The 24,968-nt window shown below is 69.0% G+C and carries 25 protein-coding genes; 7 read left to right on the top strand and 18 right to left on the bottom strand.

What is annotated here, in order from left to right:
- Nucleotides 1-107 precede the first annotated feature (107 nt).
- The 5 genes from FB384_RS02800 to FB384_RS02780 form a co-directional block, all read right to left on the bottom strand.
- The gene (locus FB384_RS02800; protein WP_183778890.1) at nt 108-1,514 is read right to left on the bottom strand and encodes a PepSY-associated TM helix domain-containing protein; all 1,407 of its coding nucleotides are present in this window, start codon (nt 1,512-1,514) and stop codon (nt 108-110) included.
- Between the two features lie 526 nt (nt 1,515-2,040).
- Nucleotides 2,041-2,592, bottom strand: coding sequence for a PadR family transcriptional regulator (locus FB384_RS02795; protein WP_221212624.1), 552 nt, complete (start codon nt 2,590-2,592; stop codon nt 2,041-2,043).
- 26 nt (nt 2,593-2,618) lie between these two features.
- Nucleotides 2,619-2,861 carry a hypothetical protein gene (locus tag FB384_RS02790; protein WP_183778886.1) on the bottom strand — a complete coding sequence of 81 codons (243 nt, stop codon included), beginning with the start codon at nt 2,859-2,861 and terminating at the stop codon, nt 2,619-2,621.
- Nucleotides 2,862-2,865: 4 nt separating this feature from the next.
- Nucleotides 2,866-3,339, bottom strand: a complete 474-nt coding sequence (locus FB384_RS02785; RefSeq protein WP_183778884.1) for a hypothetical protein — start codon at nt 3,337-3,339, stop codon at nt 2,866-2,868.
- 152 nt (nt 3,340-3,491) lie between these two features.
- Nucleotides 3,492-3,881, bottom strand: a complete 390-nt coding sequence (locus FB384_RS02780; RefSeq protein WP_183778882.1) for a VOC family protein — start codon at nt 3,879-3,881, stop codon at nt 3,492-3,494.
- Nucleotides 3,882-3,975: 94 nt separating this feature from the next.
- Here FB384_RS02780 and FB384_RS02775 point away from each other — a divergent pair, with 94 nt between their 5' ends.
- On the top strand, nt 3,976-4,869 hold the full coding sequence (locus tag FB384_RS02775; RefSeq protein WP_183778880.1) for a sigma-70 family RNA polymerase sigma factor: 894 nt from the start codon (nt 3,976-3,978) through the stop codon (nt 4,867-4,869).
- Between the two features lie 81 nt (nt 4,870-4,950).
- Here the strand turns inward: FB384_RS02775 and FB384_RS02770 are convergent, their stop codons facing one another.
- The 3 genes from FB384_RS02770 to FB384_RS02760 are packed head-to-tail and all read right to left on the bottom strand — an operon-like array spanning nt 4,951 to nt 7,826.
- Nucleotides 4,951-7,299 (bottom strand): heavy metal translocating P-type ATPase, encoded by a 2,349-nt coding sequence (locus FB384_RS02770; RefSeq protein ID WP_183778878.1) that lies wholly within the window; start codon nt 7,297-7,299, stop codon nt 4,951-4,953.
- Entirely contained in the window at nt 7,283-7,591 is a 309-nt protein-coding gene (locus tag FB384_RS02765) for a hypothetical protein (RefSeq protein WP_183778876.1), read from the bottom strand. Before FB384_RS02765 ends, FB384_RS02770 begins: the two co-directional genes overlap by 17 nt.
- 28 nt (nt 7,592-7,619) lie before the next feature.
- On the bottom strand, nt 7,620-7,826 hold the full coding sequence (locus tag FB384_RS02760; RefSeq protein WP_183778874.1) for a heavy-metal-associated domain-containing protein: 207 nt from the start codon (nt 7,824-7,826) through the stop codon (nt 7,620-7,622).
- 280 nt (nt 7,827-8,106) lie between these two features.
- Between FB384_RS02760 and FB384_RS02755 the strand changes: the two genes are divergently transcribed.
- Complete coding sequence (locus FB384_RS02755; protein WP_183778872.1) at nt 8,107-9,066, top strand: AraC-like ligand-binding domain-containing protein; 960 nt, start codon at nt 8,107-8,109, stop codon at nt 9,064-9,066.
- A gap of 87 nt (nt 9,067-9,153) precedes the next feature.
- Nucleotides 9,154-10,119, top strand: a complete 966-nt coding sequence (locus tag FB384_RS02750) for a carbon-nitrogen hydrolase family protein (RefSeq protein WP_221212623.1) — start codon at nt 9,154-9,156, stop codon at nt 10,117-10,119.
- A gap of 407 nt (nt 10,120-10,526) precedes the next feature.
- Here FB384_RS02750 and FB384_RS02745 read toward each other — a convergent pair whose 3' ends face one another.
- Entirely contained in the window at nt 10,527-11,249 is a 723-nt protein-coding gene (locus FB384_RS02745) for a class I SAM-dependent methyltransferase (RefSeq protein WP_183778870.1), read from the bottom strand.
- A 319-nt stretch (nt 11,250-11,568) separates the two neighbouring features.
- Between FB384_RS02745 and FB384_RS02740 the strand changes: the two genes are divergently transcribed.
- The 3 genes from FB384_RS02740 to FB384_RS02730 all read left to right on the top strand — a co-directional run bounded on the left by FB384_RS02740 (nt 11,569) and on the right by FB384_RS02730 (nt 15,112).
- Nucleotides 11,569-12,138, top strand: a complete 570-nt coding sequence (locus FB384_RS02740; RefSeq protein WP_183778868.1) for a PadR family transcriptional regulator — start codon at nt 11,569-11,571, stop codon at nt 12,136-12,138.
- Entirely contained in the window at nt 12,125-12,961 is an 837-nt protein-coding gene (locus FB384_RS02735; RefSeq protein WP_183778866.1) for an SGNH/GDSL hydrolase family protein, read from the top strand. The genes FB384_RS02740 and FB384_RS02735 overlap by 14 nt, the downstream gene beginning before the upstream one ends.
- Nucleotides 12,962-13,084: 123 nt before the next feature.
- A complete protein-coding gene (locus FB384_RS02730; RefSeq protein ID WP_183778864.1) occupies nt 13,085-15,112 on the top strand; it encodes an NADPH-dependent 2,4-dienoyl-CoA reductase in 2,028 nt (675 codons plus the stop codon).
- A 315-nt stretch (nt 15,113-15,427) separates the two neighbouring features.
- Here the strand turns inward: FB384_RS02730 and FB384_RS02725 are convergent, their stop codons facing one another.
- The 7 genes from FB384_RS02725 to FB384_RS02695 form a co-directional block, all read right to left on the bottom strand.
- Nucleotides 15,428-16,678 carry an ABC transporter substrate-binding protein gene (locus FB384_RS02725; protein ID WP_183778862.1) on the bottom strand — a complete coding sequence of 417 codons (1,251 nt, stop codon included), beginning with the start codon at nt 16,676-16,678 and terminating at the stop codon, nt 15,428-15,430.
- Nucleotides 16,675-17,823: a branched-chain amino acid ABC transporter permease gene (locus tag FB384_RS02720; protein WP_183778860.1), complete on the bottom strand. Its 1,149-nt coding sequence runs from the start codon at nt 17,821-17,823 to the stop codon at nt 16,675-16,677. The genes FB384_RS02725 and FB384_RS02720 overlap by 4 nt, the downstream gene beginning before the upstream one ends.
- A complete protein-coding gene (locus FB384_RS02715) occupies nt 17,816-18,694 on the bottom strand; it encodes a branched-chain amino acid ABC transporter permease (protein ID WP_183778858.1) in 879 nt (292 codons plus the stop codon). The genes FB384_RS02720 and FB384_RS02715 overlap by 8 nt, the downstream gene beginning before the upstream one ends.
- Nucleotides 18,694-19,485 carry an ABC transporter ATP-binding protein gene (locus tag FB384_RS02710; RefSeq protein ID WP_183778856.1) on the bottom strand — a complete coding sequence of 264 codons (792 nt, stop codon included), beginning with the start codon at nt 19,483-19,485 and terminating at the stop codon, nt 18,694-18,696. Before FB384_RS02710 ends, FB384_RS02715 begins: the two co-directional genes overlap by 1 nt.
- Nucleotides 19,482-20,294 (bottom strand): ABC transporter ATP-binding protein, encoded by an 813-nt coding sequence (locus FB384_RS02705; protein WP_183778854.1) that lies wholly within the window; start codon nt 20,292-20,294, stop codon nt 19,482-19,484. Before FB384_RS02705 ends, FB384_RS02710 begins: the two co-directional genes overlap by 4 nt.
- Before the next feature lie 165 nt (nt 20,295-20,459).
- Entirely contained in the window at nt 20,460-21,080 is a 621-nt protein-coding gene (locus FB384_RS02700; RefSeq protein ID WP_183778852.1) for a response regulator, read from the bottom strand.
- Complete coding sequence (locus FB384_RS02695) at nt 21,077-22,276, bottom strand: GAF domain-containing sensor histidine kinase (RefSeq protein ID WP_183778850.1); 1,200 nt, start codon at nt 22,274-22,276, stop codon at nt 21,077-21,079. Before FB384_RS02695 ends, FB384_RS02700 begins: the two co-directional genes overlap by 4 nt.
- Before the next feature lie 376 nt (nt 22,277-22,652).
- Here FB384_RS02695 and FB384_RS02690 point away from each other — a divergent pair, with 376 nt between their 5' ends.
- Nucleotides 22,653-23,090, top strand: coding sequence for a PPOX class F420-dependent oxidoreductase (locus FB384_RS02690; RefSeq protein WP_183778848.1), 438 nt, complete (start codon nt 22,653-22,655; stop codon nt 23,088-23,090).
- A gap of 57 nt (nt 23,091-23,147) precedes the next feature.
- Here the strand turns inward: FB384_RS02690 and FB384_RS02685 are convergent, their stop codons facing one another.
- Nucleotides 23,148-24,137 (bottom strand): SRPBCC family protein, encoded by a 990-nt coding sequence (locus FB384_RS02685; RefSeq protein ID WP_183778846.1) that lies wholly within the window; start codon nt 24,135-24,137, stop codon nt 23,148-23,150.
- Nucleotides 24,130-24,819, bottom strand: a complete 690-nt coding sequence (locus tag FB384_RS02680) for a hypothetical protein (protein ID WP_183778843.1) — start codon at nt 24,817-24,819, stop codon at nt 24,130-24,132. Before FB384_RS02680 ends, FB384_RS02685 begins: the two co-directional genes overlap by 8 nt.
- Nucleotides 24,820-24,968: the final 149 nt, after the last annotated feature.

The following is a 24,968-nucleotide window of genomic DNA, read 5'->3' as shown; positions in this document are numbered from 1 at the left end:
CCGGCCGGCACGATGCGGCGTCCCACGCGTTTCTGCGGAAAAGCGACCACCGAAATACGTGGAATCGTCGACGCCGGCCGTGTCGAATCGTGCGAGGGCTGTCGGTGTCAGGTTCTCGTTCGCCGTCGCTTCACAATGTTGATGAGGGCGTCGAGGACGATGAACCCGATCAGGGTGACGCCGAGGACGGGCATGGCCCAGGCCAGGATTGCGCTGGTGATCACCAATGCGAGCAGTTCCGCCTTCGAGAGACTGCGCCAGACCGGCGGTGGGTTGGGCGGCCACAACGCATGGCGTGGGCGTCGGTTCCACCACATCCGATAGGCGAGGACGATCAGCACCAGGGTGCCGAGGGCCAGCAGCGAGACGACGACCTGATTGACGATGCCGAACAGCGTGCCGTCGTGTGCTTGGACGCCGAAGACGTTGAGCTTGGCCAGAAGCGGGTAGTCGTCGAACGTGACGCGTTCGATCACCTGGCCGGTGTAGGGATCGACCGCGATGCTGTCCTTCTGGATCGGCCAGCCCGCACTGGTCTCCGCGACTTGCCACACTGCGCCCGGTTCGGCGGGCGCAGTGAACGTCAGCTCTCCGCGCATGCCTTCGGCATCGGCGGCCTCGACTACGTGATCGATGCCGATCTGCTCTTCGCCCGGCGATACGGGAACTTTCTCGGTTGTGAGTTCCGGTGCGGTGGAGTCGAAGGTCTCGAGCAGTTGGTCCACACGGTCGCCCACGTAGTTCGACTGCGAGAAACCTGTGACAGCGAGCGCGACGAGCCCGAGGCTGAGGAGCAGTCCCAGCGAGCCGTGCACGCTCCGCAGTCGGGCGTATTTCGACGCCGGCCGGCGCGACCGGGTGAACAGGCCGCGCGATCCGTGGGAACGTCGCTGTGCGACCCACAGCGCGAGCCCGCAGGCCACGATCACCGGGAGCCAGGTGGTCGCGAATTCGGAGTACAGCCGGCCCGGAGGGCCGAGGTGCAGATTGCCGTGGGAATGTCGTAACCACGCCTGTGCCGGCGGGCGATCCTTGACCGTGATGAGCTCGCCTTGCACGCGGTTGGTGTGTGGGTTCACGTAGACGGTGAGGTCTTCGTCAGCGAACTCGTCGACGTCCGGTAGTCCGGGCTTCGACAGGACGATCCCGGTGGTGCGGTCCTCGTCGGTAGGTGGGATGACCGCCTTGACCGTCCCCTCCGGATTGGCTGCCACGGCCGCGGCGACCTGGTCCGACACGGGCCGGGGCGATCCGGTGTCGGTGTCGACGAACAGTTCTTGCTCGTGCAGTGTGTCGACGATTTGCGGGGTGAACGCGTTGGCCAGTCCGGTAAGGCACATGATGGCCAGGAACGGCGCAACCGCGAAACCGGCCAGGAAATGTACCCGCCGCGCGAGGAGCCCCAGTCCTGAACGCGGCTTCGCGGTGTTCGGGACATCGTGGGAAACGGCGTCCGAGGCGAGCGACGGTTCCTCGCGCGACTCCGATGACCCGTCCGTGGTGGGCTTTTCCATGGGACTCCCAAGGCAAGTGACACAGGGCGGAACGACTCACAATGTGTCGGCTGTTCCTGGAACTGCGACATCAATTATGAGCCCGTATCTTCGTTGCTCATCTTCTACCGAGAATATGTTGATCCACTACTGCGGTGGTATCAATGTTCGGGTGACCAAAGGTTTTTCCGTTGTGACGGCCGGGAGGATTTGTTCAACGGGCGGGCTTTGTGCGGTGACCTGAAGGCCCGTGTGCTCGCTGGAACGGCAGATACAGGTAAATTGTAACCACGGTTAGTTATCATTTGCGCCGAGTCTTCTTTTTGCTGCTCGGACGTGATAATCGGGCGTGACACGGAGTGAAGCGGGGTGGCCGTCACCGTCGGGTGTGATGCGGCGGTCTTCGTGCTCGAGTGGGTCTCGCCCGGACGACGTGGAAATGGTCATCGATGACGGTTGCGGTCTTATCCGGCGCCCGGTGTGCCGTCCGCGATGCGGGCGAGGTAGTCCCGCAGGAAACCGTGACAGTGGTCCGCCGAGCCTGTAGTCAGACCTCGTTCGGCGGGGCCGGCAGGTCGATACCCAGGTGGGCGGGGAGCTCGTCCAGCCAGGCGAGGGCGGCGCGTTCGTAGCCGATGCCGAGTTCGAGGGTGGCGCGCCGCCCGCCGCCGTGCGGTGAATCGTCCGCGGCGAGCTCGCCGCGGAGGCGTTCGTACTGTTCGAGTCGTTCGGTGTGCCGGCGCCGCTGGTCCTCGATCAGCTCGGCGAAGCGGCCGGGTGGGATGTCCGCAGCGAAGGCGACCGTCAACAGGAACGGCACCCGCACGTTCTCGTCCTTGGGGGTGCTCGCGACCCATTCCAGGTATGCGTCCCGTCCCGCATCGGTGATGCGGTATCGCCGCCGCCCGCGCACCTCCTCCTTCGTCGACTCGGAGAGCCCCTCGCGTTCCAGCGCTGCGAGTTCCCGATAGGCCTGACTGTGCTGGATCGTCCAGAAATTGCCGACCCGATTCCGGGCCTCCTCCACGAGCTCCCAGCCCGTCATCGGTTTCTCCGAGAGGAGGCCGAGCAGGGCCCCCGCCGTCGCGCTCACTGCCACGTGCACTCCCTGATTGCGAACCGTGATCATCGTGGCATGTCCCGCAACCGGGAGGTCGGGAGCGCGGCGTGGCTGAACGGCACCGAGACCATCTCCACCGCGCCCGGCCCGGTTCCGTTCGCGTGCACGCGCACTCGCGAGGTGCCGGTCGCCACGAGGATCGAGAAGACGACGTCCGGCAGCTGCGCGGCAACGAACTGTCCGCCGAGCGAGAGCTCGGGACGGCCTGCCTTCGCGGCGAAGGCGGGGCCGAAGTGTCCGGTGAACATGCGCTCAGTCAGCGGGCGCGGGGTCCGCCGGGATGCGGCGCCGGATCAGGTGCAGCGCGACGCTGCCGGCGACCGGCACAACGATCGCGGTGGCGGTGATGGCGAGCGTGCCGAGCCCGGAGCGCATCACCGGGACGATCAAGAACCCGGTGACCAGTGCGATCAGGTTGAAGCCGATATGGGACAGCACGGCTCCGTGGTACCCGAGGCGCGCGGCTCTCTCGGCCAGGACGGCGCGGACGATCATGACGACCCCGAGCGCGGCGAGCGCGGAGAAGATCGCCGTGGTCGCGGGCGCGCGTTCGGTCCAGCGGAGGGCGATGGCGACGGGGAGCAGGGCCGTCATGATCACGATGCTCACGGTGTGCGCGCGCAGCAGCGGGGTGAGACGGAGGGCGGCGATGCCGAGGCCGAGGGCGGCGATCGCAGCGGCCGCGTGGATGAGGACGAGGACGGTGTGCCACATGGCGACCCCCATCGATGGAGTGTCTTCACCGTGGCACCAATCACTGTTACATGTCAATATGTCATGTTGCAGCTTGGTCGCCAACGGCCCTCGGTGGCGACCGGGCGGCTGATCGCGGCGTCGCCGGGCGCTGTGTCCGTTCCCATTGCGGCTCTTCAGCCAGGTCACGCCGCGGGTTGGAACAGTTCGACGAGGTTGCCGGACGGATCCTCGAGCAGGATCTGCCGGCCGCCAGGGCCGGTGACGATGTCGTTACGGAAGCTGAGGCCGACGGCGCGCAGCCGGTCGACCTCGGCCGTGATGTCGTCGACGATGAGGTGGATCCGGTTCCAGCCGCCGGGGCCCGGTACGGCACCGTCCGGCATCGCCCGGCCCGCCGAGCTGGTCGGGCCGCTGAGCAGGAGCCGCAGGTTGCCGCGGGTGACGTCGGCGAACGCCGGTGCGAATGTGCTCCGGACGGTGAAGCCGAGACGGCCGGTATAGAAGGCAACGGCGTTTTCGACGTCGTCGACCAGGTAGCGAACGCTGATCAGGTTGTGCGGGATCTCGGACATTGCTGTCGCTCCTCCGTCCTTTCCCATGTGCGGTCACGTTTCGCCCGTTGGCGGGTTCTTCCTTATGAGCCCGGGCAAGGGGAAGGTGTGACAGATGGAGCGCAGCGAGTGGCTCGCCGAGCGGTTCGAGGAGCATCGACCGCGGCTGCGCGCGGTGGCCTACCGGATGCTCGGATCCCTGGCCGAGGCCGAGGACGCCGTACAGGACGCCTGGCTGCGGCTCAGCCGCGCCGAGACCGATGACATCGACAACCTCGGCGGCTGGCTCACCACTGTCGTCGGCCGCGAATGCCTCCATGTACTGCGGTCACGTCGCCGCCGGCGCGAAGACCTCGTGGCCCCCGTGGGTACACCGCTGCCCGATCCCGTCGTCTTCGCCGCCGATGAGGACGCCGATCCGGAGCGGGAGGCGCTGATCGCCGACTCGGTGAGCCTCGCGTTACTGGTGGTGCTCGACTCGCTCGGTCCGGCGGAGCGGCTGGCGTTCGTGCTGCACGACATGTTCGACCTGCCTTTCGACGAGATCGCTCCGCTGGTGGGCCGCACTCCCGTGGCAGCCCGGCAGCTCGCGAGCCGCGCCCGTCGGCGGGTGCACGGCAGCGAGCCTCCCATCGCCGGCTCGGACCACATCCGACAGCGGGAGATCGTCGACGCCTTCTACGCCGCTGCGAACTCGGGGGACTTCTCGGCACTCGTGGCGGTTCTCGACCCCGACGTCGTGTTCCGCGCCGACTACGGATCCGGTAGGGCGCCTGCGGTGTATCGGGGAGCGGCGACCGTCGCCAAGCAGGCACGACGGGCCCGCGGCGCCGACCTGCACCGGGTGCTGGTCAACAGCCTTCCCGGCGTCGTCACCTCCCGCCGCGGCCGACCCGTGTCGATCATGGCGTTCACGGTCGTCGAGGGCAGGATCGTCGAGATAGACGGCATTCGTGACCCCGACCGGGTGCAGCGCTTGGCCGGCCACCTCGTCCGGCCGGGCCGATGACTCGGCCCGGCCGGTCCTCGTCACTGCACCTCAGGTCCAATGTGGTGGTTCCGGCTGCCCGGCCCCGACGGTGGTCACCGGTCAGACCGATGTCGGTTCCGGTGCCGTCGTCTCGGGTTTCGGCGAGGCCTGTTCGTCCGCACGGGCCTTGAAGGCCCGCAGGCGCAGGCTGTTGGACACGACGAACACCGAGGACAACGCCATCGCGGCCCCCGCCAGCATCGGGTTGAGCAGGCCGGTTGCGGCCACCGGGATCAGGGCGGTGTTGTAGGCGAAGGCCCAGAACAGGTTGCCCCTGATGGTGCCCAGCGTGCGCCGGGACAGGCGGATCGCGTCGGCGGCCGCTCGCAGATCGCCGCGGACGAGCGTCAGGTCGGAAGCCTCGATGGCGACGTCGGTGCCGGTGCCCATCGACAGGCCCAGGTCGGCCTGGGCCAGGGCGGCCGCGTCGTTGACGCCGTCGCCGACCATCGCGACCTTCTTGCCCTGCTGCTGCAGCCGCTTGACCTGGTCGACCTTGTCGGCCGGCATGACCTCGGCGATCACGTTCCCGGGGGCGATGCCCACCTCGGCTGCCACCGCCGCGGCGACCGTCGTGTTGTCGCCGGTGAGCAGGATCGGGGTGAGCCCCAGGTCCTGCAGTTGCCGGATCGCCCTGGCCGAGGACGGTTTGATCGCGTCGGCCACGACGAGTACGCCGCGGGCCTTGCCGTCCCAGCCCACGGCCACGGCGGTGCGGCCCTGGGCGGCGGCGTCGGCCATGGCCGTTTCGAGCGCAGGGGGCAGGTGCTGCGACCAGTCGGCCAACAGCTTCGGCCGTCCGACGAGGACGGTGCGGCTGCCGTTGTCGTCCACAATGCCCTGAACGCCGAGACCTTCCACGTTGGCGAAGTCCGCCACAGTGGGAAGATCGCCCATCCGCGCGGTGGCGCCCTTCGCGATGGCCTGGGCGATCGGGTGCTCGGAGGCCTCCTCCAACGCTCCTGCCAGCCGCAGCACCTCGTCGGGGTCCTCGCCCTCGGTCGTGATCACGTCGAGCAGCGTCATCTGCCCGGTGGTGACGGTGCCGGTCTTGTCCAGCACGACGGTGTCGACCGTGCGGGTGGTCTCCAGCACCTCCGGGCCCTTGATCAGGATGCCCAGCTGCGCACCGCGGCCGGTGCCGACCATCAGCGCGGTCGGGGTGGCCAGGCCGAGTGCGCAGGGGCACGCGACGATCAGCACGGCGACCGCTGCGGTGAACGCGGCGGCCAGGGCGCCGCCGGAACCCACCCAGAAGCCGAAGGTTGCGAACGCCACGGCGATGACGATGGGCACGAAGATGCCGGAGATGCGGTCGGCGAGGCGCTGCGCCTTGGCCTTGCCGGTCTGGGCGTCCTCGACCATCTTGGCCATCTGCGCCAGCTGCGTATCGCTGCCCACTCGGGTGGCCTCGACGACGAGCTTTCCACCGGCGTTGACGGTGGCGCCCACGACGGCGTCACCGGGGCCGACCTCGACGGGTACAGACTCGCCGGTGACCATCGAGGCATCCACCGCCGAGCTGCCCTCGACGACACGGCCGTCGGTGGCGATCTTCTCGCCGGGTCGCACCACGAAGTGCTCACCCACGGCAAGCCGGTCGATGCCGATCCGCTCCTCACGCCCGCCTCGCAGCACCGAGACCTCTTTGGCGCCCAGCTCCAGCAGTGCGCGCAGCGCGGCCCCGGACCGCCGCTTGGCGCGTGCCTCGAAGTACCGGCCGAGGAGGATGAAGGTGACCACTCCGGCGCCGACTTCGAGGTAGATGTTGCTCGCCCCGTCGGCGTGCCCCTGGGCGAGGGTCAACTCGAACGCGTGGGTCACGCCGCGATCGCCGGCGGTGCCGAAGAACAGGGCATACAGCGACCACAACAGGGCGGCGCTCGTGCCCATCGAGATGAGCGTGTCCATGGTCGCGGTGGCGTGTTTGAGGTTCTGCCAGGCCGCCCTGTGGAACGGGAATCCCGCCCACACGATCACCGGTGCGGCCAGGGTCAGCGAAGCGAAGCCCCAGAAGTCGAACTGCAGTGCCGGGAACATCGCCATCGCGACCACCGGGACGGTCAACACCGCTGCGATGATCACCCGGTTACGCAGCGCGCGGACCGGAGCGTCCTCGCTCGCGGCCACATCGCCGGTGCCGTCGCCGGTGTCGCCGGTGACCGGCTCGGGCAGTCGGGCGCTGTATCCGGCCTGCTCCACAGCGTCGACCAGCGCGGACTGCTCCACGCTGTCGTCGTAGGTGACCTTGGCCTTCTCGGTGGCGTAGTTGACGGTCGCGGTGACGCCGTCGAGCTTGTTGAGTTTGCGTTCGATCCGGTTCGCGCACGAGGCGCAGGTCATGCCGCTGATCGCCAGTTCGACACTGCTCGTGTCGGCCGGGGCCGCTGTTTCACTCGCCGTGGTCATGGCTGTTGCCCTCCTCGTTCCCGTTCGTGCCCGATCCGCCGCGGGCTTCGACGCCGAAACCGGCGGTGTGCACCCGCCCGTCGACCTCGAAGTCCGTCGGACCGGATGTCGCCGCGTGATCGCCACCGCGGCCCGAGTGCTTGTCGTTGCTCGTGTCGCGGCCGTCCTCGTGCCTGTTCGTTTCAACGGTCGTCGGCCCGACAGGTCCGACGAGTTGGCCGATGCCGAATGCGCCGAACAGTGCCGCGGCCAGGATCGCGACATATCCGAGCAGTCTTCCCGCGGTGTTCATCGTCTGCTCCGTCCTCGAGTCGGCACCGTCAGTCGCCGATCCGGTAGCCGGCTTCTTCGACCGCGGCACGGATGTCGGCCGGGTCCACCGGTCCGTCGCCGGTCACCGTCACCAGGCCGGATTCGAGTGCGACCTGGACGTCGGCCACCCCCGCGACCTCGCTGACTTCCTCGGTCACGCTCATGGCGCAGTGGTCGCAGGTCATGCCGGTCACGGTGTAGGTGCTGGTGGTCATGTTCGGGCTCCTTTGTTGATTACACCCTATACCCCTAGGGGGTATAGGAAGGACAGATGTCCGGGTTCGGCGTGTTCCAGGGGTGGAACGCACGTGGGTTGCTCTGCCGTCGATTTCACCGGCAGCGGGTGACCCTGGCGATTACCCTACGGGGGTATACCGCAGAGATGCAAGTACCTCATGGGGGTATCGTTTCCGGATGTCGGGCGCACGGATCGCTCGGCGGGCTGCACGGGTGTGGTTCTGGACACGTGTGCGCACCGGGCGTGATACTCCATGCGTGTCCGCTGTCGTCGATCGTCGCCGGTATGCCCGTCTCAGTACGGCTGAGGTGGGGCAGCGGGACGCGTTCGCCTACTGGCGGGAAATGATCTGCGCGACCTTCGTGCGGTTGGCCGCCGAGCCCGTCCAGAGCGGGCGGTTCAGCGGCTCGATCGAACACGTTCCGGTCGGGGACGTCGAGTTGTCGACCGTGGTGGCGGGTGGCCAGCACGTCTGCCGTACGCCCGGTCTCATCTCGGCCGACACCGAGGCGTACCTGCTGGCCAGCATCCAGGTCGAAGGGCGCGGAAGGGTCGAACAGGACGGGCGGATCGCGGAGCTGGCCGAGGGCGAGATGGCGTTCTACGACAGCACTCGGCCCTACACGCTGCACTTCGACGATCCGTTTCACCAGCTGGTCGTGCAGGTCCCGAAGCACGAGCTGTGGCTGCGCGACACGCGCGGGTTGACCGGACGGACTCTCAGCACTGGCACTCCCGGTGCGGTCGTGTCCGCCTTCTTTCGCTCGTTGTCCGAAACGGTGGCCACCTCGCCGGACGGGGGCACGGGGCTGGTGCCTCACGCGATCGGTCTGTTGTCGGCGGCGGCGACGTACGCGGGTGGATCGGCGCCGCCACGGGAAGCGGCCGAGGCGGTGACGCGCCAACGTGTGCTCGACGTCCTGCGGCGCAACCTGTTCGATCCGCAGCTCGACGCAGATGCCGTCGCGAAGGCCTGCAACGTGTCGCGCCGTACGCTGTACCGCATCCTCGACGACGAGGGCGTGGCCACACGACTCCGGCGGATGCGCATAGAGCGGGCACAGGAGCTGCTCGCGGCTGACCGGGACCGGCCGATCGGGTCGGTGGCGGCGGCTTGCGGTTTCGAAACGGAATCCGGGTTCTATCGGGCCTTCCGCGCCGCCACGGGGCAGACACCTGCCGAGTACCGACGCCGATGCGGCACAGCCGGTCAGTGACAGCGGCACGTTCGGTCAGCCACGCGACGCCCCCTCCGCGCATCGTGACAGCCAGCGCGCTGTCCGACGATGTTCAGGGAGGCAGACATGCAGGGCGAAGTTCGTGTTGCTGCGGTTCAGGCCGAGCCGGCCTGGCTCGATCTCGACGCAGGGGTCGATCAGGCGATCGATCTGATCGGCCGGGCCGCCGGTGGCGGGGCTCAACTCGTCGCGTTCGGCGAGACCTTCATTCCCGGCTACCCGTGGTGGATCTGGCTGGACTCCCCGGCCGCCGGCATGGCCTACGTTCCGCGGTACGCGCAGAACTCGATGACCCGCGACGGCGTGGAAATGCAGCGGATCGCCGACGCCGCCGCCCGCCACGGTGTACACGTCGTGCTCGGTTTCAGTGAACGTGCGGCCGGCAGCTTGTACATGGCACAGGCCTTCATCTCCGACACCGGCGAGCTGATCTCCGTGCGGCGCAAGCTCAAGCCCACCCACGTCGAGCGAACCGTATTCGGCGAGGGTGACGGCAGCGACCTGCAAGTGCACGACACACCGCTGGGGCGGCTCGGCGGACTCAACTGCTGGGAACATCTGCAGCCGCTCACGAAGTACGCGATGTACAGCATGGACGAGCAGATCCACGTGGGCGCCTGGCCGAGCTTCTCGATCTACCGCGGTGCGGCACGCGCCCTGTCACCCGAGGTGAACACCGCAGCGAGCCTGATGTACGCGGTCGAGGGGCAGACTTTCGTCGTCGCGCCGACCGCGGTCATCGGCGCGGCCGCCCACCGAGCTGTTCTGCGACACCGAAGCCAAGAGACAGTTGTTGCAGCTCGGCGGCGGGTTCGCACGCATTTACGGCCCGGAGGGATCTTCACTGGCCGAACCGCTCCGGGAGGACGAGGAAGGCATCCTGTACGCCGACCTCGACCCGGCACTGATCGCGATCGCCAAGTCGGCGGCGGACCCGGTCGGGCACTACTCGCGGCCGGACGTGCTGCGGCTGCTGGTGAATCGCAACCCGGCTCGGCGAGTGGTGGAGACTCCGGCGCCGATCGCACGTGAACCCGAGGTCGAGGAGTTCCCGCCGGTGACGGCGCCGGAATGACGTTGAATCATCCGTCCGGATTGCACCACGGTAATCCATATTGGACACAACTGTGTCAACGGTGCAGCGACCACCACGGTGCAGCGACCACCACGGGGCAGCGACCACACGGGGCAGTGGAACAGATCGAGCGGTCCGTTTCGGACGGTGCAGCCAAGTGATGCATCGATCTCGTATAGGTGCGTTGTTTCCTTTGCCTGCCCGGTGTCATCAGTGTTCCGGGAGCGGACGTTCGTAACGTTGTCGACGTCCGGGGGAGTGGCACCGGGAACTTCTCCGCGTGACAGCGCGGGACTCGGTTCGCGGCCACTCGTGCCTGAGCGGGTCCGGTTCCCGGGCAGCGCGCCGCCCGGGAACCGGTGTGTCAGCCGTGGGTGATCGTGTAGACGCCGAGTTGCGGGTCGCCCGTGGGTGTGAGGGTCAGTCCGTGGGCGGCGACCTCGGCGCGGAGACCGGTTTCGTCGACGAGATGCCACGCGTAGCTGACGGTCCGTTCGTCGATCGCGGTGTCGCCGTCGAGCGTGCGGTAGGTCATGAACCACGTGAGCGTGCCGTCCCCGGTGGGTTCGGCCTTCGCGCGTCCCTCGTAGGTCAGCCGCCCGACCTGTGCCGTCGCCGCGACGGACTCGGGCACCGGCATCGGCTCGGCGGGCGGCTGCAGGTTGACGATCGCGATCCCGCCGCGGTCGAGGCGCCCTGCCAGCAGTGACCACAGCCGGTCGCGCCCGGCCTCGTCGAAGTGGCCGAGCACGTTCATCGCGATGAGCACCGAGAACCCGGCCGGCAGTTCGACGTCGGGAAACGCGGCCGGCAACACGGTGACGCGCCGGCGCAGCCGCTCGTCACCGTGGACGCGTGCCAGCAGTGCGGAACGCAACCCCGCAGAGGGTTCGACGGCGACGACGTCAGCGCCGGGCAGGGTCTCGGCGAGCAGTAGCGTGCCGTGCCCGCTGCCCGCGCCCAGGTCGACCGCTGTCGGGGCGGTTCGGGATGAGAGTACGTCGGTGAGTACAGGTCGCAACGCCGTCCAGAACGGAGCGATGAGCAGGTCGATGAACTCGGCGGATTCGGAGTACTCGTCGGTCATGCGACTCCTTCGGGAGTGGCGGACTCCACCAGCGGATCGTGGTGGAGGGCTGGTCGGTCGGAGTCATGGTCGAAACCCCCATCTCCTCGGCGGCTCGCTCCGAACCTACCTAATAGTAATGATAATCATTTCCATAAGATCCGGACATATGTGCATTCGACGTTCGAGTCATTGCCCTCGGGCGGCGTGAGCCGGAGTTCCGGACTGTCTTCGGGTCGTGGACATGGTGGAGGGCGGACGTGTCCTGTTAGTCAAGGATGCGATTAGTCAGAAAATTGACTATGGTGCCTCGGACGGACCCGACCGGGGAGGACATGCGATGGCCTTGCGGCATGCGGTGCTGACGGCACTGCTGGACGGCGAACACAGTGGGTATCAGCTGGCCAAATCGTTCGACGTCGGTATGGCCAACTTCTGGCACGCGCTGCCGCAGCAGCTCTACGCGGAGCTGGCGAAGCTGGAAGCCGACGGCCTGGTGGCGGGCCGTGAGGTCGTCCAGGAAGCGCGGCCGAACAAGCGACTGTTCACGGTCACCGACGCGGGCCTGGCCGAACTGCGCCGGTTCGCCCGCACCCCGTCGAAACCGTCGTTCATCCGCGACGACCTGCTCGTCAAGGTCGCGGCCGCGGACGCGGTCGACGCCGCGGAGCTGATCGCCCAGCTCGACGAACGCGCCGCGATCGCCGGGGCGAAGGTCGAACTCTTCGACAAGCTCATGCGCAAGATGCGGGGCGAGCTCGGCGAAGCCGAATACCTGGCACACGGCGCGCAGGTCGGCCCCTACCTGACCTTGCTGCGGGGGCGGCGATTCGAGAGCGAGAACCGCGAGTGGTGCACCGAGGCGGCCTCGGTGTTGCGAGCGAGGGCAGGCGCCGATGTCACGCGGTGAGGGCAACCGGCAGGCAGTCGGCTACCGACGGTTCGTCGCCCTCGGTGACAGCCAGACCGAGGGCCTCAACGACGGCGACGAGCTGCACGGTTTCCGGGGCTGGGCCGATCTGCTCGCCGACCGGCTCGCCGCTTCCGACCCGGAGCTGCGCTACGCCAATCTGGCCGTGCGTGGCCGCCGCGCCCACGAGGTGCGCGCCGGCCAGCTGTCCGCCGCGCTGGCGTTGTCCCCCGACCTCGCCACCGTCATGGCCGGCGTCAACGATCTGATCCGCCCGCGGTTCGACGCCGAAGCGGTCTGCGGTCACATCGAGCACCTCATCGGAGCGCTCGCGGGCGCCGGGGCCACCGTCGTGACCTTCGCCTACCCCGACCCGGGGCGGCGGATGACCGCCGGGCGGCTGCTCACCGCCCGCACCCGGGAGTTCAACGCGCGCATCCGTGACACCGCCCTGCGACACGGCGCGGTGGTCGTCGACCTCTCCGCACATCCCGTCACATCGGATCCCCGGCTGTGGAGCAGCGATCGCCTGCACCTCAACACGCTCGGTCACACGCGGCTGGCCGCCGCGGTCGCCCACGCCCTCGCGCTCCCGGGCAGCGGCACCACATGGACCCGTCCCCTCGAACCCCGGCCCACACCGGCCGTATGGCGCCGCGCCGGAACCGAACTCCGGTGGGCGGCGGATTTCGTGGGGCCCTGGCTCGTGCGCCGCGTCCGCGGTCGCTCGTCCGGTGACGGCAGGCAGGCGAAACGTCCCGCGCTAACCCCGGTCGACCGCAGCGCGGACGTCGCGGGGAACGCCGGCACCGACACCGGCTGACGCCGCAGGCGAACCGGGAGCGCTCCCGGAACGGTGCCGTTCGCGTTTCCAGGGACGAACCGGCCCACGCGCCGGACCCGGCATCGGTCGAGGTGTCCACAACGAACCCGAAAGTGATCCCGCATGAACGCCTTTCCGAACCTGCTCGCACCGCTCGATCTCGGTTTCACCCGGCTGCCCAACCGGGTGATCATGGGGTCGATGCACGTCGGTCTCGAGGACCGGGCGAAGCACATCGACGAGCTCGCCGAGTTCTACGCCGAACGTGCCCGCGGCGGCGTCGGGCTGATCGTGACCGGCGGGTTCGCGCCGAACCGCACCGGATGGCTCTACCCGGCTGCGGCGAAGATGAGCACGCGGGCGGAGGCGCGGCGACACCAGGCTGTCACCGCCGGCGTGCACGAGGCGGGCGGCAAGATCGCGCTGCAGCTGCTGCACGCCGGGCGGTACGCGTACCACCCGCTGTCGGTCTCGGCGTCAGCGGTGAAGGCGCCGATCAACCCGTTCCGGCCGCGCGCCCTCACCGACCGCGGCGTGCACGCACAGATCGCCGCGTTCGCCCGCTCGGCCGCGCTGGCCCGCGAAGCCGGATACGACGGTGTCGAGATCATGGGCTCGGAGGGCTACCTCATCAACCAGTTCCTCGCCCCGCGCACCAACAGGCGCCGTGACCGCTGGGGCGGGTCGGCCGAGAACCGGCGCCGGCTCGCGGTCGAGATCGTGCGCCAGGCCCGCCGCGCCGCGGGCGACGACTTCGTGATCGTCTACCGACTGTCCATGATGGACCTGGTCGAGGACGGGCAGAGCTGGCAGGAGGTCGTCGACCTCGCGAAGGCCGTCGAGCAGGCGGGGGCCACGATCATCAACACCGGTATCGGATGGCACGAGGCGCGCGTTCCCACGATCGTGACGTCCGTGCCGCGTGCCGCCTTCACCGATGTCACCGGCAAGCTCCGGAAGCACGTGTCGATTCCGGTCGCCGCGTCCAACCGGATCAACATGCCGCAGGTCGCCGAGGAGGTGCTCACCCGAGGCGAGGCCGACATGGTCGCCATGGCGCGCCCCTTCCTGGCCGACCCGTCGTGGGTGGCCAAGGCGGAAGGCGACAGGAGCGACGAGATCAACACGTGCATCGGGTGCAACCAGGCCTGCCTCGATCACACGTTCTCCCTCAAGCGGGCGTCGTGCCTGGTGAACCCGCGTGCGGGGAACGAGACCACGCTCCGCCTGCTGCCGAGCAGGACGGCGAAGCGGATCGCCGTGGTCGGTGCGGGACCCGCCGGACTGTCCGCGGCCGTCGGGCTGGCCACCCGCGGCCACGAGGTCGACCTGTTCGAAGCCGAGGACGAGATCGGGGGCCAGTTCGCGATCGCCCGGCGCATTCCGGGCAAGGAGGAGTTCTCCGAGACCATCCGTTACTACCGGCGGCAGCTCGCACTCACCGGCGTCACGCTGCACCTCGGCACGAAGGCCGACGCCGCGGAGCTGCGCGACCGGGGTTTCGACGACGTCGTCATCGCCACCGGCGTGACACCGCGAATCCCGGACATTCCCGGGATCGACCACCCGTCGGTGCTGTCGTACGCCGACCTGGTTCGCCGAGGAGCCCCTGTGGGCGACCGCGTGGCCGTGATCGGAGCGGGCGGTATCGGCGTCGACGTCAGCGAGTTCCTGACCCACCGCGAATCCCCGACGCTCGACCTGGACGCGTGGCGGGCCGAATGGGGTGTGACCGACCCCGAGACCGGGCGAGGCGGCCTCGCCCCGCCCGCTCCGCACCCGGCGCCGCGGCACGTGGTTCTCATGCAGCGCAAGACCTCCCGCATCGGACGCGGACTCGGCAAGACCACCGGCTGGGTCCACCGGGCCTCGCTCAGGGCCAAGGACGTCGAGCAACTCACCGGAGTCAACTACGAGCGGATCGACGACGCCGGCGTGCACATCTCGTACGGGCCGAAGCGCGAACGGCCCACGGTCGTCGCCGTCGACAACGTGGTGATCTGCGCGGGCCAGGAACCCGTGCGGGACCTCGCCGACGAGCTGCGCGGGTGCGGGGTGAGCACGCACGTGATCGGCGGTGCCGACGTCGCGGCGGAACTCGACGCCAAACGCGCGATCGACCAGGGAACACGCCTCGCCGCGACACTCTGACCCCTGAGCCCCGACACTCTGCCTCCGAAACCCCGAGCTCGATACACCGAGCTCGACACTCCGGCTGTGCCACGCCGACCCCGACACTCCGGCTGTGTCGCGCCGGCTGTGTCGCGCCGAGCGCGGCGCGAGAACGGGCACGGGCCGCCGAGCGCGGTCGTGACCGTGGTGCCGGTGCCCGCCGGAGGCCGGCCTGATGTCACCGCCTGAGTGCCGGCCAGCGTGCTCGCCGACGTGCCGACAGCCGACCCGGCCCGTCGTGGAAGTCGACCGGGGCCGGCGTCGTCGTCGTTCCCGCGGCCCCGGTCGACGGCCTCATTCCTGGTGCGGAGCCTTGTACGCCTTCGCCTCCTCGGACTCGAACAGCTGCTTGATGTACGTCATGCCGCCGTCGACGGAGGCGTCCGGTTTCGCCACGTAGACCTCCCTGGTCGCGGGCGCGCCCGGGGTCGAGAAGTCGAGCTTCGCGACGAGGTCACCGGTGTCGGCCGAGGTCGTCTCCCGCAGCGCGTCGTGCACTCCGGAGCGGGTCAGATCCCCGTTCTCGCAGGCCCTCTCCAGCACGGCGCCCCACACCTCGGCGACCGCGTAGCCGTAGGGGACACCCGCGTTCGGTGGTTCGGTGTAGCCCGCGGCGTCGAACTTCTGCGCGACGTCCTTCATCTTCGGGATGTCCGCCGAGAACGGCACGCTGCTCGCGACGACGTGGAGATCGTCCAGTGCGTCGGCCGCGGGACTGTTGTGCAGCAGCGGATCGAACGTCGGGTTGTTGCCGAGGATCGGCACGTTCAGCCCGAGCGCCTTGTTCGCCGCGGCGACCGAACCGGTCTGCGTCGGCGTCGTGGTCAACGTGATGGCCTTGACGCCCTGGCCCCGCAGGCCGGTGACGACGTTGGTCAGGTCGTTGTCGCTGGAGGTGATCTTGACTTCCCGCAGGTTCAGGTCGTGCTGCTCGGCGTAGTACCGCGCGCCCCGCAGCCCGTTGGCGCCGTACTCGCCGTCGATGTAGATGTGACCGATGGTGTCGCCGTCGGAGAGCATTCCCTCCTCCTGCAGATACGACAGTCCGTTGATCATCTCGACGTCGTAGGTCGTACCCACGACCATCAGGTACGGATTGCTCAGCAGCTCCGACGACCACGACGTCGGCGTGGTCGTCATCTCGTCGGCCTCCAGGTCGTCACTCAGCGCGGCAGTGACCGGCGAACCGACGAGCTGCACCAGCCCGAGCACCTTCGGCTCGATCTGCGGGTACAGGGTCTTGGCGGTGTCGGCCTTGTATCCGTGGTCCACGATCTCCAGTTTCAGATCGCGCCCGCAGATGCCGCCGTCGGCGTTGACGTCCTCCACCCACAACTCGTTGCCGTGCGTGATGCCGGTCGACAGCGCCTTGAACGGGCCGGTCTGGTCCGTCATCACCCCGAGCGTGATCTCGGAGTCGGTGACGCCGACATCCGTCTGCACACCGCCCGCCCCTTCGGTGCCGCCGTCGGAACCACCGCCCTTGGTGCCGCACGCGGTCAGCACGAGCGCCGAAGCGCACGCGATCGCCAGTGTTCGTCTCATGTCGGATCCTTTCCACGGCGCGTGAGTCCCGTGATTCGGCGGCCGATCGCCGCCAGGCCCCCCGGCTCGAAGAGCACGACGAGGACGATCGCCGCGCCGTACACGAAAGAGCTGATCAGGATGGGTGTGAAGGCGTTCTCGCCGGTGCTCGTGAACCAGCCGAGATCCGTGGAGTACAGCGCCAGCACCTGGGGAAGGCCGTTGACCAGGACCGCTCCGACGAGCGCTCCCGAGACCGACCCGAGCCCGCCGATGATGATCATCGCCAGGTAGGCGATGGACACGTTGATGCCGTAGGTGCCGAACTCGCTCTCGTCGGGTTTGAGAATGTCGAACCACAGCACGGTCATCACGCCCGCCAGGCCGGCGTACGCCGACGACACCGCGAACACCCCGGCCTTCACTCCGGGAACGCTGATGCCCATGGCCGCCGCGGCCGCCTCGTTGTCGCGCACGGCTCGCCACGCCCTGCCGATGCGGCCGCTGACCGCGCCGCGGGCGAGGAGGAACGCCACCACGACGAGCGCCAGGAACAGGTACCAGACGCGTTCGGTCTCCCGGATGGGAACGCCCAGGATCTCCAGCTCGCCTTCGTTGGAGAACGGGAATCCGAACAGTTCGAACGCCGCGGGTGGCCGCCCGGTCGACGTGCCGCCGGTCAGCGACTCCGCCGACTGTCCCAGGTAGAGCCCGAGAAACACGAGCGCGAGCGAGGCGACGCCGAGATAGATACCGCGCAGCCGCGCCGCAACGGGCGCGAATGCCAGTCCCAGCACGGCGGTGACCGCGACGGCGCCGACGAGCGCGAGCAGCGGGTCGAGGCCGAAACCGACCAGTTCGGGATCATCGGCGGGCCCCGACAGCACGGTGTACGACGTGGCGCCGGCGAGGAGGAAGAAGGCGTGCGCCAGTGACAGCTGACCCGCCTGCCCGGTCAGCAGCGTCAGGCCCATCGCGCCGACGGCGCCGACCATCATGTACTGCCCGGCCTTGAGCCATTGCGCCTCCAGATACAACGGGAGGGCGAGCAGCACGACGAACAGGGCCAGCCACAGCGCGAGTCGGATCCACCAGCCGAGATCCCGGCGCGGCTTCGGTGACGGCGGGGTGACCGGGGTGTCGAGAGTGTCGGTGCGTTCAGACACGGGTCGTCTCCTTCGTCCCGAACAGCCCCGACGGCCGGACGACCAGGACCACCAGCATCACGAGGAACACCGCGCTCTTGGCGAAGGCGAACGAGACGTACTCGGTGGACAGTGCGTCGACCAGGCCGACGATGAGCCCGCCGACCACCGCTCCCGCCGTGGAGTCGAGTCCGCCGATGATCGCGGCGGGGAACGCGGCGAGGGCGATCGAATGCGTCCCCCTGGACAGTCCCGCACCCGAGAAGTCCTGAGTTGCGATGAACAGCACCGCTACGCCCGCCAACAGGCCCGCGACCAGCCACGCCGAGGAGGTGACGATCCAACTGCGGACCCCGGAGAGCGCCGCGGCCTCCTTGTTCTCCGCCTGTGCCCGCATCGCGATACCCCAGTTCGAGTACCGGAAGGCGAGGAAGAACAGGGTGATCAGCACCGTCGCCACGACGATCGCCACCAGGTGGGTGCGGAACATCGTGACGTCGCCGACCTGGATCGGCTGGGCGTCCCACGCGTCGCCGATGAACGGCAGCGAGACACCGAGCCTGCGCACGATCTCCTCGGTGATGATCACGTCCACGCCGATGGTCAACAACGCCAGGCTGAATGGAGAGGCCAGTTTGGACCGTGACAACAGCAGGCGTTCGACGAGCAACGCGAGCAGCCCGGCCGACAGGACCCCGACGACCGCTGCGCCGGCCCACCCGAGCGTCTCGCGGGTGGCGACGACGAGATAGCCGCCGAACAGCACGAGCGACCCGTGCGCGAAGTTGACGACCTCGGTGGCCTTGAAGATGATCACGAAGCCCAGCGCGAGCAGCGCGAAGACCGCACCCTTGCCGAGACCGTTGACGACCAGCTGTACGAACGTGTCCACTACCCGGCCTCCGTACCGTCGCTGCTGTCGGTGCCCAAGTACGCGCGCACGACCTCGGGGTCGGACTGCACGTCGGCGGGCGGCCCGTCGGCGATCACGCGCCCGAAGTCGAGGACCGTCACGCGGTCGGCGATACCCATCACCAGGCCCATGTCGTGCTCGACGAGCAGGATCGAGATGTCGAGTTCCTCGCGGATCTCGCGGATCGTGTCGGCCAGCTCGGCGGTCTCCGCGGCGTTCATGCCGGCCGCGGGTTCGTCGAGCAGGAGCAGCGCGGGCTCGACGGCCAGCGCCCTGGCGATGTCCACGCGTTTCACAGCGCCGTAGGGCAGGGCCGCCGCGGGCGTGTGCAGTGCCGCACCGAGGCCGAGGAAGTCGCAGATCTCGGCCGCCCGCTCGGTGTGCCTGCGCTCCTGCTTGCGCACCCACGGCAACTGCAGGCCGCACGCCAGGAAACCGCCGCGGGTCAGCGCGTACCTGCCGAGCATGACGTTGTCGAGCACCGTCGATTGTGGAGAGAGAGCGGCGTTCTGGAACGCTCTGCCGATGCCGCGTTTCGCCAGCCGGTTCGGCCGGATGCCGGTGATGTCGTGCTCCCCGAACCGCACCCGGCCCTGGCCCGCGCGGTACAGGCCGCTGATGACGTTGAAACAGCTCGACTTTCCCGCGCCGTTCGGCCCGATGAGCGCGTGCAGCGAGCCGGGGCGGACGGCGAACGAGACGGAGTCGAGGGCACGCAACCCGCCGAATCGCAACGTCACGTCCTCGACCGCGAGTTCGGCCCCGCTCATCCCGACCACCTCGACAGTCCGCGCTTGGCCGCACGCTGCTCGTGTGCCGCTTCCACCTGACGTTCGGCCTCGGCCTCGGATTCGGCGTGGCCCCCGAGATAGAGCCGCTGCACGTCCTCGCTCTCGGCCAGCTCACGGGCCGGTGCCGCGAGCGCGAGCGTGCCGACCTCGAGCACCGCCGCGTGGTCGGCCACCCCGAGCGCCATGACCGCGTTCTGCTCGACCAGCACCACCGCGGTGCCCTGCTCGTGGATATCCCGGATGATCGCCGAGATCCGCTCGACGATCTTGGGGGCCAGGCCCAGTGACGGTTCGTCGAGCAGCAGCAGTCGCGGACTCGACATGAGCGCTCTGCCGATGGCGAGCATCTGCTGCTCGCCGCCGGACAGCAGGCCCGCGCGCTGGCCGGCGCGGTCGGTGAGCACGGGGAAGAGCTCGTGCACGCGCCGGCTCGCCGCGGCGCGTTCCGTGGGCGAACGCGCGCCGATACCACCGGCGCGCAGGTTCTCCGCCACGCTCATCCGCGCGAAGATCTGGCGCCCCTCGGGGACACCGACGATGCCCTGTCGCACGATCGCGGCCGGATCGAGCTTGTCGAGCCGCTTGCCGTCGTAGTGGATCTCGCCCCCGACGACGGAACCGCGGTGCAGGCCCAGCGTGCCCGAGATGGCTCGCAGCAGTGTCGACTTTCCCGCACCGTTGCTGCCGAGCACCGCCAGCACGCCGTCGTCGGGAACGTCCAGGTCGATGCCGTGCAGCGCGGAGACGGAACGCCCGTAGCGCACCCGCAGGTTCCGTACGGTCAGCACGATCGCTCCCTGGTCCGGGGATTGCTGTGCACGCCACTCCTCTCGTCGAGTGACTGGCGTCACTACCAGTGACGCGTAATCCTGCGACCCCGGGAGGGAGGCGCATACCTCCACGTGGAGAGCCAGTGCACAACGAACCGGACACGAAGCCGGCAACGGCCGGTGTCAGAGCAGCCCGGCCTCGCTCGCCTTGCCGATCGCCTCGACCCGGTTGCGTGCGCCGAGCTTGTGCAGCGCCGACTGCAGATACGTCTTGACGGTGTTGCGAGTCAGCCCCGTCACGTTGGCGATCTCCGGATTGGTGCGCCCCTGGGCGGCGAGGCGCAGCACCTCGTACTCGCGGCGGGTCAGGCCGCTGCGGGCGAGAGCGTCGGAACGCTGTCCCGCGTCGGGCATGATCCGCGGATCGATGACCCGTTCGCCGCGCAGCACCCGGCGCAACGCGGCGACCAGGTCCGTACCCGCGACGTCCTTGAGCAGCCCGCCGTGTGCACCCGCCTCCAGTGCGGCGACGACGCCCTGGTGATCGCCGTGCGCGGTGAACACCACGACCCGCACTCCCGGATGGGCGGCGCGCAGTCCGGCCACGACCTCGGGCGCGAGCATGTCCGGCAGCCGCAGGTCGAGCAGCACCAGGTCCGGCCGCAGCTCGGCAACCCGCTCGATGGCGGCATGTCCCGATTCGGCGGCACCGGCGATCGTCAACGCCGGGTCGGTGCGCAACAGCAGCGTGACGCCGTCGCGCACCACCGGGTGGTCGTCGACGACGAGCACGGTGGCGGTCACGGCGCTGCGCCTTCGACGTCGGGGATCCAGGCGCGCAACGTGCAGCCGCCGTCGTCGTCGCGCACGAGGCTGACGTTGCCGCCGACCCGCACGGCCCGCTGCGCCAGCGACCGCACGCCGAGTCCCGTACTCACCTCCGGGCTCTCGTGGGTGCCGCCGTCGTCGTGGATGCTGACGCCGTCGTCGGCGACCACCACCTGGATGCCGCCGTCGCTCGGCCCGAGGCTCACCACCACCGAGTAGGCGCGCGCGTGCTTCTCGACGTTCAGCAGACCCTCCCGGACCACGTGGACGAGCAGCGACGTGCGCTCGGCGTCGATCGGCGGAACGGGCGCGAGCTGCACGAACCGCGCCGGCACCCCCGTGCGGGCCTCGAACGACCGTGCGTGCTCGGCCAGTTCCACCGGCAACGCCCGCTCCGGCGTGGTCTCGGCCAGCGCGAGCAGGGACTCGCGCAGGGCGCTCGAGGCCGCCGACACGTCCTCCTCCAGTCGCCGCAGCCGATGGTCCAGCACGGGATTGTCCCGGATGGCCTCGTGCAGATCACGCACCTGCGCACCGATGGAGAACAGCAGTGCGCCCACGGAGTCGTGCAGTGCACTGCGCATCCGCTGCCGTTCCCCTGCGATGGCGTCGGATCGGCACGCCTCGGCCGCGTCGGCGAGGCGCAGTGCGTTGGCGGCCCGCCCAGCGATGCCCTCCAGGGCCGTCACGGCGTCGTCCCCGAAATCGGCGGGCCTGCGCATGGCCGCGTAGGCGACGGCGACCGTCTGCTCGAGGCCGCCGCGCGAGCCGAGGACCGGCACGGCGACCATCGCGCCCAGGCCCTCGCCCCGCACCTGGGCGTCGAACTGGTGCGTGATCGTGGGCGACTGGACGTAATCGGTGACGCGGACGGGTTGGCCGAGCGCGAGGACCCGGCCGCCGATGCCCTGGCCGATCGGCACCGAGAGATTACGCAACTGGTCGGTGCGGTTTCCCGAAAGCCAGCGGATCACCGCCTCGTCCGGGCTTTCGAGATCGGCGACGAACCCGGAATCGGTGCCGAGGGTGTCCCGGATGAGCTGTGCCGTTCCGTTCAACGCCACCACTCGGTCCAACACCGTCAGCAGGTCATCGCGCTGGCGCAACAGTCCGCCGAGTAGTTCGCCGTGCTCGGCGGCCCGTTCGGTTGCGCGCCGTTTTTCGGCCGACATTCCGACACTATAAGCCCGAGGTGTCGGAATTCCTACGAAAACCTGAAGCGCGTGAGCGATTTCCGAAAATGATTAACCGCTTACGTGTGGTTGGAAGTATTATTCACCGAAATTGGTCGCTTGTGCTAAACAAAGAAATCGTCGGCGGTGTCGGGTATGCCGCTTCCGCTCGTCCGTCCACACGGGTCCCGCGCGACGGCGGGGGTCTCGTCCGGCGGGCGGCGTACTCACTCCGCGGCGAGTGCGGTGCCCGCGAGGGCGAGTGGGTGCGGGAGTGGTGGGCGCGGGACCCGGGTGTCCGTCGGCCGGTCCGGTACACGGGCAGGGCACCGTCGCCGACGGGCGTCCCGGTTCCGATCACGGTAACTTGCCGGGCATGCACGAGATGACACGCGACGAATGGTGGCACTTCGCGAGCGAAGGTACGCGCACGGGCAAGGTCGGTGTGGTGCGCGCCGACGGCTCGCCGCACGTCACCCCGGTCTGGTTCGTCCTCCACGAAGACGATGCCGGTGACGAGATCGTGTTCAACACCGGTGCCGACACGGTGAAGGGACGCGCGCTGCGCCGCGACCCGCGGTTGTCGGTGACGGTCGACGACCAGGCTCCGCCGTACTCGTACGTGCACGTCACCGCCGAGGCGAGGCTGTCCGACGACCTCGACGAGATGCTGCCGTGGGCGACGACGATCGGCGGTCGATACATGGGGGAGGAGAAGGCGGAGGCCTTCGGAAAGCGCAACGCTGTCCCCGGCGAACTGCTCGTCCGAGCCCGCATCACGAAGGTCGTCGCCCACGCCGACCTGGCCAGCTGACCACACCGTCCGAATCCGTCCGGGGGCGAGGCGCTGTGCCCTCGGCTCCACCGGCGTTCACTTCGACCGCGAGGACCGTGCCGGTTCGCGCCGAGCGGTGTCCCGATCGTGGTCATCGGAGCCGGCTTCCTCATCGGCGTCGCCGTCGTCGGGCTCGGCGTCGAACTCGTCCTCGTCCTGGGCCTCCGCGTCCCGGTGCTGCTCCTCGTCGAGTGCCTCTTCGTGGGTCCTGACGACCTCCTCGTCCCGGATCTCGCCGCGCCAGCCCTCGGCCTCGTCCTGGTCGAGGATGGTGCGCGTCATCATGTGGCGCTTGATGTGCTTGAAGTCCGAGCGCACACGTCGCCCCTGCGCGCGCCAGAGGTTCGCCGTCTTCTCGAAGAAACCCTGTGGGTGGTACTCGAGGACGAGCAGGATGCGCGTCATCGTCGGCGCGAGCTCGTGGAACGTCACGGCGCCGTCGACGTAGCCCTTCGCGCCGGTCGACTTCCACACGATCCGCTCGTCGGGAATCTGCTCCACGATGGTGGATTCCCAGTCCCGGTGGGAGAAGAAGATCTGGGTCCGCCACTGGATCTTCTCGTCGGACTCCTGCTCGACCTTCTCCACTTTCCTGGTGAAGCTGGGGTAGTCCTCGAACGTGGTCCACTGGTTGTAGGCGACGCGAAGCGGGAGCCCCACGTCGAACTCCTCCACGATGTTGACGACCTTCACGTTGCCGGTCCCTCCGCTGCCACCGCTTCCCACGGCTCGTTCGACCTTGTCCTTCGCCCCGCTGATCCCGCCGTTCAGCGCGGCCTTGAGCGGGGACTTTCCTTCTGCTAGATCTTTCGCACCGGTGAGTGCCGCGGTCAGCCCGGAACCCCCGTTGTCGGCGACCCGGGTCAATCGGTCGGTGAGGTCGGAGATGCGGCCGGTGATCGAGCCGACCGCCCGCGAGACCAGCGCTTCGAGCAGGTCCTGCCCGGCCTCCTTGAGCTGCTCCAGCGGCAGTTCATCCGCCAGCCCGCCGGCGGGTCCTCGCTCGTGCTGTTCGGTGTCACTCATCGCCGCCGCCAGAGCTGCGCCCACCGGACGACGAACTGCGGGACGACGAACTGCGGGACGGGGAGCTACGGGACGGGGACCCGCCGGACGAGGACCCGCCGGACGAGGACCCGCGGGACGACGAGCCGCGGGACGACGAGGAGGTGGTCTTCGGCTTCTTCGGGGACGCTCCGCGACCACCCGACGGCGCACGCGGAGCGTTCGGCTTGCTAGGTGTGCTGGCGCGTGCGGACGATTTCTTCGACTCGGCTAGAGCGTCGTCGTGCTGCCCGCTTCCGCCGTCGCTGTCTTCGCCACTGTCGTCGTCGGCGGCTTGTTCCTGATCGCCTTCCGCCTCGGCCGATCCGGCGTCGTCCGTTTCGCGCGACGAATCGGTTCGCGGGGAACGGATATCGGCGGCGCGCTCGGACAGATTGTCGCTCAGCGAATCCATCGTGTTGCTCGCGGCGGCGACGGCGGCCGTCCTCGCCGCGTCGACGAGACGGTCGCGCAGCGCACTGAACTCACCGGTCCCGGCCGGGGAAGCCATCGCGTTGCCCGCTTTGGTCAGCAGCTCCCCGCGGTCTCCCATGCGCCTGCCGGCAAGAACACCGCCCGCCATGAGTGCCAGTTTCATCCGGCGAGTCCGTCCGAGGGTGTAGCCGATCGCCATCGCGGCGGCGACCCGAGGTCCCTGCTTCATCTCGGCCTCCTGCTGGTGAAGGCGCCATTGCCCATCGAGACCCGAGGGCCGCGCCTGCGGGCGGTTTCCGCTCCGCCTCCCGGGTCAGACTTACCCCCGGGCACGGACTGTCACACCACGACACGGGGATCGGCCGAGCGCAGCCGGTG

This window comes from Prauserella sediminis, from assembly GCF_014195435.1.
GTDB lineage: Bacteria > Actinomycetota > Actinomycetes > Mycobacteriales > Pseudonocardiaceae > Prauserella > Prauserella salsuginis.
The sequence above is the reverse complement of the archived record's forward strand: the minus strand, read 5'-3'. Positions and strand labels throughout refer to the sequence as shown.

What these genes read in the sequence shown, in the direction of transcription:
- FB384_RS02800 (WP_183778890.1), bottom strand. Translation starts at nt 1,514, where the DNA reads ATGGAAAAGCCCACCACGGACGGGTCATCGGAGTCGCGCGAGGAACCG.
- FB384_RS02790 (WP_183778886.1), bottom strand. Translation starts at nt 2,861, where the DNA reads ATGTTCACCGGACACTTCGGCCCCGCCTTCGCCGCGAAGGCAGGCCGT.
- FB384_RS02785 (WP_183778884.1), bottom strand. Translation starts at nt 3,339, where the DNA reads ATGGGGGTCGCCATGTGGCACACCGTCCTCGTCCTCATCCACGCGGCC.
- FB384_RS02780 (WP_183778882.1), bottom strand. Translation starts at nt 3,881, where the DNA reads ATGTCCGAGATCCCGCACAACCTGATCAGCGTTCGCTACCTGGTCGAC.
- FB384_RS02775 (WP_183778880.1), top strand. Translation starts at nt 3,976, where the DNA reads ATGGAGCGCAGCGAGTGGCTCGCCGAGCGGTTCGAGGAGCATCGACCG.
- FB384_RS02770 (WP_183778878.1), bottom strand. Translation starts at nt 7,299, where the DNA reads ATGACCACGGCGAGTGAAACAGCGGCCCCGGCCGACACGAGCAGTGTC.
- FB384_RS02765 (WP_183778876.1), bottom strand. Translation starts at nt 7,591, where the DNA reads ATGAACACCGCGGGAAGACTGCTCGGATATGTCGCGATCCTGGCCGCG.
- FB384_RS02760 (WP_183778874.1), bottom strand. Translation starts at nt 7,826, where the DNA reads ATGACCACCAGCACCTACACCGTGACCGGCATGACCTGCGACCACTGC.
- FB384_RS02750 (WP_221212623.1), top strand. Translation starts at nt 9,154, where the DNA reads ATGCAGGGCGAAGTTCGTGTTGCTGCGGTTCAGGCCGAGCCGGCCTGG.
- FB384_RS02745 (WP_183778870.1), bottom strand. Translation starts at nt 11,249, where the DNA reads ATGACCGACGAGTACTCCGAATCCGCCGAGTTCATCGACCTGCTCATC.
- FB384_RS02740 (WP_183778868.1), top strand. Translation starts at nt 11,569, where the DNA reads ATGGCCTTGCGGCATGCGGTGCTGACGGCACTGCTGGACGGCGAACAC.
- FB384_RS02735 (WP_183778866.1), top strand. Translation starts at nt 12,125, where the DNA reads ATGTCACGCGGTGAGGGCAACCGGCAGGCAGTCGGCTACCGACGGTTC.
- FB384_RS02730 (WP_183778864.1), top strand. Translation starts at nt 13,085, where the DNA reads ATGAACGCCTTTCCGAACCTGCTCGCACCGCTCGATCTCGGTTTCACC.
- FB384_RS02725 (WP_183778862.1), bottom strand. Translation starts at nt 16,678, where the DNA reads ATGAGACGAACACTGGCGATCGCGTGCGCTTCGGCGCTCGTGCTGACC.
- FB384_RS02710 (WP_183778856.1), bottom strand. Translation starts at nt 19,485, where the DNA reads ATGAGCGGGGCCGAACTCGCGGTCGAGGACGTGACGTTGCGATTCGGC.
- FB384_RS02695 (WP_183778850.1), bottom strand. Translation starts at nt 22,276, where the DNA reads ATGTCGGCCGAAAAACGGCGCGCAACCGAACGGGCCGCCGAGCACGGC.
- FB384_RS02690 (WP_183778848.1), top strand. Translation starts at nt 22,653, where the DNA reads ATGCACGAGATGACACGCGACGAATGGTGGCACTTCGCGAGCGAAGGT.
- FB384_RS02685 (WP_183778846.1), bottom strand. Translation starts at nt 24,137, where the DNA reads ATGAGTGACACCGAACAGCACGAGCGAGGACCCGCCGGCGGGCTGGCG.
- FB384_RS02680 (WP_183778843.1), bottom strand. Translation starts at nt 24,819, where the DNA reads ATGAAGCAGGGACCTCGGGTCGCCGCCGCGATGGCGATCGGCTACACC.